8 protein-coding genes are annotated in these 7,961 nt (G+C 76.0%); 3 read left to right on the top strand and 5 right to left on the bottom strand.

Features of this window, described 5'->3' with window-relative positions; all coding sequences use genetic code 11:
- A partial coding sequence (locus MY520_RS27545; RefSeq protein WP_436695889.1) for an aldehyde dehydrogenase family protein occupies window positions 1–861 on the bottom strand: 861 nt, incomplete at its 3' end.
- Between the two features lie 13 nt (window positions 862–874).
- Window positions 875–1,810, bottom strand: coding sequence for a proline dehydrogenase family protein (locus MY520_RS27540; RefSeq protein WP_436695888.1), 936 nt, complete (start codon window positions 1,808–1,810; stop codon window positions 875–877).
- Between the two features lie 95 nt (window positions 1,811–1,905).
- On the opposite strand from MY520_RS27540, the gene MY520_RS27535 reads away from it, so the two are divergent.
- The 3 genes from MY520_RS27535 to MY520_RS27525 all read left to right on the top strand — a co-directional run bounded on the left by MY520_RS27535 (window position 1,906) and on the right by MY520_RS27525 (window position 6,086).
- Entirely contained in the window at window positions 1,906–3,057 is a 1,152-nt protein-coding gene (locus MY520_RS27535; protein WP_436695887.1) for a PucR family transcriptional regulator, read from the top strand.
- A 93-nt stretch (window positions 3,058–3,150) separates the two neighbouring features.
- On the top strand, window positions 3,151–3,756 hold the full coding sequence (locus MY520_RS27530) for a biliverdin-producing heme oxygenase (RefSeq protein ID WP_436695886.1): 606 nt from the start codon (window positions 3,151–3,153) through the stop codon (window positions 3,754–3,756).
- Window positions 3,753–6,086 carry a SpoIIE family protein phosphatase gene (locus MY520_RS27525; RefSeq protein WP_436695885.1) on the top strand — a complete coding sequence of 778 codons (2,334 nt, stop codon included), beginning with the start codon at window positions 3,753–3,755 and terminating at the stop codon, window positions 6,084–6,086. The genes MY520_RS27530 and MY520_RS27525 overlap by 4 nt, the downstream gene beginning before the upstream one ends.
- Here MY520_RS27525 and MY520_RS27520 read toward each other — a convergent pair.
- The 3 genes from MY520_RS27520 to MY520_RS27510 form a co-directional block, all read right to left on the bottom strand.
- Window positions 6,061–6,342: a hypothetical protein gene (locus MY520_RS27520; RefSeq protein ID WP_436695884.1), complete on the bottom strand. Its 282-nt coding sequence runs from the start codon at window positions 6,340–6,342 to the stop codon at window positions 6,061–6,063. The two genes, MY520_RS27525 and MY520_RS27520, sit on opposite strands and share 26 nt — an antisense overlap.
- Window positions 6,343–6,372: 30 nt before the next feature.
- Entirely contained in the window at window positions 6,373–7,152 is a 780-nt protein-coding gene (locus tag MY520_RS27515) for an SDR family NAD(P)-dependent oxidoreductase (RefSeq protein ID WP_436695883.1), read from the bottom strand.
- 78 nt (window positions 7,153–7,230) lie between these two features.
- On the bottom strand, window positions 7,231–7,961 hold a 731-nt coding region (locus tag MY520_RS27510; RefSeq protein WP_436695882.1), incomplete at its 5' end, for a polysaccharide deacetylase family protein.

Genomic DNA, 7,961 nt, shown 5'->3' with positions numbered 1-7,961 from the left:
ATAGCCCCGGTAGGAGGCGATGTTGGCCCCCACGGTGCGCCACAGCTGCTGGAACACCGCGGTGGATCCGGTGAAGTGGATGCCGGCCAGGTCCGGGTCGGCCAGCAGCACGTCGGACACCTCCACTCCGGTGCCGGTGACCATGGTGATCACTCCCGGCGGCAGGCCGGCGGCCTCCAGCAGCCGCATCAGGAAGTGCGCGGCGAACTGCTGGGTGGGGGCGGGCTTCCAGACCACGGTGTTGCCCATCAGCGCCGGCGCGGTGGGCAGGTTGCCGGCGATCGCGGTGAAGTTGAACGGGGTGATCGCGTACACCACGCCCTCCAGCGGCCGGTGGTCGGTCCGGTTCCACACCCCGGGCGAGGAGGCCGGCTGCTCGGCCAGGATCTGCCGGGCGAAGTGCACGTTGAACCGCCAGAAGTCGATCAGCTCGCAGGCGCTGTCGATCTCGGCCTGGACCGCGGTCTTGCTCTGCCCGAGCATGGTGGCGGCGTTCAGCGTCTGCCGCCACGGCCCGGCCAGCAGGTCCGCCGCGCGCAGGAACACCGCCGCCCGGTCGTCGAAGGACAGCTCCCGCCAGCCCGCCGCGGCCTCCTTCGCGCACCGCAGCGCCTGCTCGGCGTCGGCGTGCGTGGCGTGCGCGGCGGTGCCCAGCACCGCGGCGTGCCGGTGGGGCTGCACCACGTCGAACCGCTCCCCGCCGGCCATCCGCCGGCTCTCGCCGAGGGTCATCGTCAGCTCCACCGGGTCGGCGGCCAGCTCGGCCAGCCGGGCCTGCAGCGCGGCGCGCTCCGGCGAACCGGGCGCGTAGGTCAGCACCGGCTCGTTGAGCGGCGCGGGAACACGGGTGACGGCGTCCATGACAGGACCCCTCTCAGGAGGTGGTGACGAGGGAACGCAGGAAGAAGCGCAGGTTGGCGGGCCGCTCGGCCAGGCGGCGCATGAAGTAGCCGTACCAGTCGTCGCCGTAGGGCACGTAGGCCCGCACGGTGCACCCGGCCGCGGCCAGCCGGCGCTGCTCGGTGGTGCGGATGCCGTAGAGCATCTGCACCTCCCAGGAGTCCGGTGCCCGGCCGGCCACGGTGGCCAGCCGCTGGGCGATGGCGATCAGCCGCGGGTCGTGGCTGCCGACCATGGGGTAGCCGGGGCCCCGCATCAGGACGCCGAGGCAGCGGGCGTAGGCGGCGTCGACGTCGGCGCGGCCCTGGAAGGCGACCGCCGGCGGCTCGTCGTAGGCGCCCTTGACCAGGCGCACCCGCGAGCCGGGCACGGCCAGCGCCGCGGCGTCGTCGAGCGTGCGGTGCAGCGCGGACTGCAGGACCGCGCCGGTGCCGGGGTGGTCCCGGCGCAGCTCGGCGAGGACGGCGAGGGTGGAGTCGACGGTGTACGACTCCTCCATGTCGAGGGTCACCGTGGTGCCGATCGCGCTGGCGGCCTCGGCCACCGGGCGGACCATCTCCAGCGCCAGGTCGGTGCCCCCGCCGGGCAGCGCCTGGCCGAACGCCGACAGCTTCACCGAGACCTCGGCCGCACGCCCCAGGCCGAGCGGCGCCAGGCCGTCGAGCAGCGCCAGGTAGGCGTCGCGGGAACGCACCGCCTCGGCGCGGTCGGTGATGCCCTCGCCGAGGTGGTCGAGGGTCACCGCGATGCCCTCGCCGGTGAGCCGGCGGACGACGGTCAGCACGTCGTCGAGGGCCTCCCCGGCGACGAACCGGTCGACGACGCGGCGGGTGGCGGGGTTGCCGGTGACCAGCCGGCGCAGCTCCGGCCGCCGCGAGGCGCCGAGCAACAAGGCCTTCTGCGAGAGCACGGGGCCACCTCCGGCGCCGGGGACTGCGACGACACCGACGCTAGGCAGCCGCGGACTCCGCCACCAGCGACGGACGTACGGTCTCTCTCATACAGTTGTACAGCCTGGAGGTGGGCGTGCGGGACGAGCTGCAGGACCTGGTGGACCGGGTCTCCGGCGTGCTCGGCGCGCCCGCCACCCTCGAGGACGTCGACTTCACCCTGCTGGCGTTCTGCGCCCACCCGGTCGACGGCGAGGACGCGCCGGTCATGGACGCCGTCCGGACCCGCTCGATCCTCACCCGCCGGTCCGACCCGGCCACCCGGCGCTGGTTCGAGGACTTCGGCATCGCCGACGCCGAGCAGCCGCTGCGCACGCCGGAGGATCCGGCCGCCGGGATCCTCACCCGGCTGCTGCTCCCCGTGCGGCACGGCGGGCGCACGCACGGGTACCTGTGGCTGCTCGACGGCGGGCGGACCGCACCCGGCGACCCCGCCCTGGACTCCGCCGTCGAGCTGGCTGCCGAGGCCGGCCGGCTGCTCGCCGAGCGGGAGTGGTCGGCCGGGGACCTGGGCCGGCCGCTGACCACGGCCCTGACCGGCTCCGCGGCCGCCCGCGCCCAGGCCGAGCGCACGCTCGCCGGGGTGTGGGGCGCCGACGCCGCCCTCGTGCTCGTCGCGTTCCGGCCGGGCGGCGGCTCGCTGGCCCCGGCCTGGCGTCCCCCGACCGCCGGCGCGGTCGCCGCGGTGCTGTCCGAGCCCGCCCCGGCCGCCGCCGTCCTCGTGCCGCTGCCCGGACCCGGCGACCTCCGGCCGGCCGGTGCGCTCACCGCGGCCGCGCTGGCCACCCTGCCGCCGGGCAGCACCGCCGGCTTCTCCGCCGTCGGCCGGGGCACCGCGGGGCTGGCCGGGCAGTGGGCCCAGGCCCGCACCGCGGCCGAGGTGGCCGCGGCCGTCCCCCGGTTCTCGCCGGTGGCGCACTGGGACGAGCTGGGCGGCTGGCGGCTGGCCGCCGCGCTGCCCGGCCCCGACCCGGCCGTCACGGCGCTGCTGGCCGACCCGGTGCTCGCCGAGACCGCCGAGGTGTGGCTGGACACCGGGGCGTCGGCGGCCCGGGCCGCCGACGCGCTGCGGATCCACCGGCAGACGCTCTACTACCGGCTGGCCCGGATCGAGGAGCTCACCGGGCTCGACCTCGCCGACGGCGACGTCCGCCTCCTGGTGCACGCGTCGGTGCGCGCCGCCCGGCTGGCCACCGTCCGGTCCTGACGCTGATCGGTTGCAGGGCGCACCGAGCCATCCGGGCAGGTCACGCATGCGTCCCCTACCCTCGGGTAGCTGATGGCTGTGGGAGGAGAGGCGTTGCCTCGAGATGCGGGGCGCGCCGACGTCCTCACGGTGCTCCGCTCGGCGACGGCCGGCGAGCACGAGCAGGTGGAGTCCACGCTCGGGCTGATGGACCCGGAGCTGAGCCGCGACCGCCTGGTCTGCGTGCTCGGCCGGCTGCACGCGTTCTGGCGGTCGGCCGAGGCCGGCCTCGACGACTGGGCCCGCCGCGAGCCGGCCGACGCCGCGAGCGTGACGTGGTCCCGCCGCCGCCGCGCCCACCTCTTCGCCCGCGACCTCGCGGCGCTGGACGCCGGGGACGGGCCCGCGGCCGGACCGCGGCTGCCGGCCGTCGAGGACACCGACCAGGCGCTGGGCCGCCTCTACGTGCTGGAGGGCTCCACGCTGGGCGGCACGTTCATCTCCCGGCACCTGGCGGACCTGCCCACGCTCGGCCCCGACGTCCGGGTGGGCGCGTTCTCCCCGTACGGCACCGAGACCGGCGCCATGTGGCACGCCTACCGGCGCGCCGCCCGCCGGCGGGTCGCCGCCGGCGGGAACGCCGACCGGCTGGTCGGCGCCGCGCGGGACACCTTCGCCGCGCTCGCCGCCTGGTGCGCGCCGGTGGCGGTCGACGCGTGAGCGACGCCGCCCCGGGACTGCAGCTGCTGCCGCCCGGCACGCCGATCGACCTCACGAACTGCGAGCGCGAGCCGATCCACGTCCCGGGCAGCATCCAGCCCCGCGGCGTGCTCCTCGCGGTGAGCGAGCCCGACCTCGTGGTCCAGCAGGTGTCGGAGAACCTCGCCGACCTGGTCGGCGTGGCCGCGTCCGACGCCCTCGGGCGGCCGCTGACCGAGGTGCTCGGGGTCGCGCAGGCCGAGGCCGTGGCGCGGTCGGCCAGCGCCTTCGGCGACCTCCGCGAGCGCAACCCGGTCGAGCTCACCCTCGACGTCGACGGCGGACCGCGCCCGGTCGACGCGCTGCTGCACCGGGCGGTCACCGGCAGCGCCGGAGAGGGCATGCCGCCGGCGTCCACCCTCGTCGTCGAACTGGAGCCGGCGTTCGGGCCGCGGCCGTTCTCCTTCCCGAACACCTACCAGGCGGTGCGCGGGACGGTCGGCGAGCTCAACCGCGCCTCGACGCTGCAGGAGCTCTACGACATCACCGCCCACGCGGTCCGCCAGCTCACCGGGTTCGACCGCGTGATGGTCTACCGCTACGACGCCGACCACAACGGCGAGGTGGTCGCCGAGGCGAAGGCACCGGGGCTCAACGCGTTCCTCGGCCTGCACTACCCCGCCTCGGACATCCCGGCCCAGGCGCGGGCGCTGTACGAGAAGAACTGGATCCGGCTGATCTCCGACGTCGACTACGTGCCGGCCCGGCTGTGGCCCGCGGCGTGGCCGGCCTCCGGTCAGCCGCTGGACCTCACCTACTCGACGCTGCGCAGCGTCTCGCCGATCCACGTCGAGTACCTGCAGAACATGGGGGTGCGCGCCTCCATGTCGATCTCCCTGCTGCGCGACGACCGGCTGTGGGGCCTCATCGCCTGCCACCACTACACCGGGCCGCACGCCCCGCCCTACGCCACCCGGGCGGCCGCGGAGTTCCTCGGCTCCACGCTGTCGCTGCGCCTGGTCGACCGCGCCGAGGAGGACGAGGTGCACCGCGCGCTGCGGGTGCGCTCCACCCTCGCCTGGCTGACCGCCGCCACCCTCGACGAGGACCGCCCGCTGGTCGACACCCTGCTCGGCTCCCCCGACCTCCTGGACCTGCTGCCGGCCGACGGCGTCGTGCTCTCCCTGCAGCGGCACTCCGGCAGCCGCGGCGCGCCGCTGCCGGAGGGGGCCGCCGAGGCGGTCGCCGCGTGGGCGGCGGCCCAGGACGAGGACGTCGTGGCCACCGACTCCCTGCCGCGGTCGGCGCCCGGCCTGGACGCCGACCCCGCCTGCGGCGTGCTGGTCGTCCCCCTCCCCGACGGGCAGTTCGTGCTCTGGCACCGCGCCGAGGCGGTGCGCACCGTCGACTGGGGTGGCGACCCGCACAACAAGGCGATCGCCGAGCGCGAGGGCGACGAGGTGCGGCTCAGCCCGCGCAAGAGCTTCGACCGCTGGCGGGAGACCGTCCGCGACCGCTCCGAGCCGTGGTCGGCGCAGGAGGTGACCGAGGTCCTCGAGCTGCGCACCCACCTGCTGGAGGCGCTCTACGCGCGCTCGCGCAGCCAGGTCCGCGCCGCGGAGACCCTGCAGCGCAGCCTGCTCACCGAGCCGCCGCAGCGCGCCGACCTCGAGGTCGCGGTGCGCTACGTGCCCGCCGCGCGCGAGGCCCAGGTCGGCGGCGACTGGTACGACGTGTTCGAGCAGCCCGACGGCTCCACCGTGCTCGTCATCGGCGACGTCGTCGGGCACGACACCGAGGCCGCCGCCGACATGGCGCAGCTGCGCGGGGTGCTGCGCGGCATCGCCTACGACAGCGCCGACGGGCCGGCCGCCGTCCTCACCCGGCTGGACGCGGCCATCGCGGGCCTGGGGCTCGACGCGCTGGCCACCGTCCTCGTCGGCCGGCTGGTGCCGGAACCGGCGTCCGGCGGCACCCGGCTGCGGTGGGCCAGCGCCGGGCACCTGCCGCCGCTCGTGGTCGGCCGGGACGGCGTGGCGCGCGCGCTCACCGCGCCCCGCGCCGGCCTGCTGCTGGGCGTCGACCCGGCCGCGGTGCGGCCCGAGTGCGAGGCGCTGCTCGAGCCGGGCTCGACCGTGCTGCTCTACACCGACGGCCTGGTCGAGCGCCGCGACCAGGGGTTCGACGACGGCGTCGACCGGCTGGCCGCCGAGCTGGCGAGCCTCGCCGACCGGCCGGTCGGCGAGGTCTGCGACGAGGTGCTCGCCCGGCTGCTCACCGACGACGCGGAGGACGACGTGGCCCTGGTCGCCGTCCGGCTCGGAGTCAGTCGGGCTCCGGCGGGGCGGTGAACCGGGCGGACAACCCGTCGCCCTGGTCGCCGCCCTCGGCCGGCAGCGGCGCCTCGTCCTCCGCCGCCCGCACCTCGGCGGCCGTCTCCTCCGGGGAGAGCGACCCGCCGAGGGCATCGCGCTCGAGGGCGGCGAGCAGCCGCTCCTCGTCCGGGGCGAGGTCGCCCGGGCCGAGGTGGCCGCCCGGCTCACCGGCGTCGGTGCCCGAGGCCATCGCGCTGTCGGGGGTGGGGTCGTCGGGGTCGGTGGAGCTCATGCCGCGCCTCCTCCTTGCGGGCACCGCAGGTCAGCGGGGGAAGTTGGGTTCGAGTCGCGGGACGATCTGCATCTCCGGCACGAAGGCCGCCGGGTGCAGCGTGACGAGGTACCGGACCATCTCGGCCACGGCCGACGGCGGCATCATCAGGTGGGACGGGATGCCCCACTGCTCCATCATCGGGGTGTCCATCGCGGCCGGGATGACGCTCTGCACCCGGCACGGGAACGGCCGCTCCGAGCCGTCCGGCTGCCGGACGGCCTTCTCGCGCAGCTCCCTCTGGATGCACCGGGTCGCGTTGAGGAAGCCGGCCTTGGAGCCGTTGTAGGCGATGGCACCGCTGCCGGAGGTGATCGCCGACAGCGACACGATGTGCACGACGTCGGCGGTGCGCCCCTCGGGCAGGTGCTGGACCCGCTTCATGAACTCGCTGGTCAGGAAGACCGGCCCCTCGCAATTGACCGCCATCACCCGCTGGTAGTCGGCCAGATCGATGTCGGTGACGTAGCCGGGCCGGTCGATGCCGGCCACGTTCACCAGCAGGTCGAAGGCGTCGCCGTGCTCGTCGAACAGCCGCTGCACGACCTGCCGCCGGCTGGCGTCGTCGGTGACGTCGAGCGGGACGACGTCGGCCGTGCCGCCCGCCTCGGCCACGAGCTTGCCGGTCTGCTCGCTGCCCGCCGCGTCGATGTCGGCGATCGCCACGTGCGCGCCGGCCTCCGCCAGCGCCAGGCACGTGGCCCGGCCCAGGCCGCTCGCCCCGCCGGTGACCAGGGCGACGCGCCCCGCCAACGTCCCGCTGCCGACCATCCGCTCCTCCGTCTGTGCGCCCGTGCGTCGCTGGCCAGCCTCGTCCACAACGGGGCCCCCCGCAGGTCGAGCAGACGGTCAGGAGATGGGCGCCGAGCCGGAGGTCGAGACGACGTGGGCCAGGCTCGGCGCGGCCCACACGTCGGCGAGGGTCACCGTCTGCAGCTCGCGCTCGGCGATGAGGTCCAGCAGCTCGTCGTAGACGGAGGCGACGGTCAGCTGGTTGGCGTGGCCGACGATGATCGCCTGGCCGGCGAACCACTCGCGCGCGGCGGCCATGAGCTCCGCCGGCGTGATCGGCCGGTGGTCCCCCAGGGTCCCGTTCCAGAGGGCGATCGTCGGGTGCCCGGCCGCGGCGGAGATCCGGTCGGTCCGGTCGTCGTGCGCACCGAACGGCGGGCGGAAGAACGGGGTGTCGCGGACGCCGAAGGTGCTGGCCAGCCAGTCGCGGTTGCGGCCGATCTCCTCGGCGACCTCGTCGTCGCCCAGCGTGGTGATGTCGGGGTGGGACCAGGTGTGGTTGCCCATGGCCACCTGGCCCGAGTCGATCAGCGGCTGCAGCAGCTCGCCGTTCTCCTCCCAGGCGCGGTACATCCCGTTGGGGAAGAAGGTCAGCCGGACGCCGCTGTCGGCCGCGAACGTGCAGAAGGAGGCGACCACGTCGGAGCTGGTGCCGTCGTCGATGGTGAGCGCCAGCGAGCTCCCCTCGCCGGGCAGCCGGTCCACGACGCCGCGCGGCGGTTCCCGCGGGGCCGGCCGGGGCGGCAGCGCCGGCTCCGCGGCCGCGGCGGGGACGGGCGCGGCGAGCG

The sequence above is a fragment of the Geodermatophilus sp. CPCC 205506 genome (genome assembly GCF_051383635.1).
In the GTDB taxonomy this organism is placed as follows: Bacteria; Actinomycetota; Actinomycetes; order Mycobacteriales; family Geodermatophilaceae; genus Geodermatophilus.
Note: the sequence above shows the minus strand (reverse complement) of the source record. Positions and strands in the feature narration are given on the sequence as shown.

Bases quoted from the DNA above. Each gene is read 5' to 3' on its own strand.
- MY520_RS27520 (WP_436695884.1), bottom strand. From the start codon at position 6,342: ATGAGCTCCACCGACCCCGACGACCCCACCCCCGACAGCGCGATGGCC.
- MY520_RS27515 (WP_436695883.1), bottom strand. From the start codon at position 7,152: ATGGTCGGCAGCGGGACGTTGGCGGGGCGCGTCGCCCTGGTCACCGGC.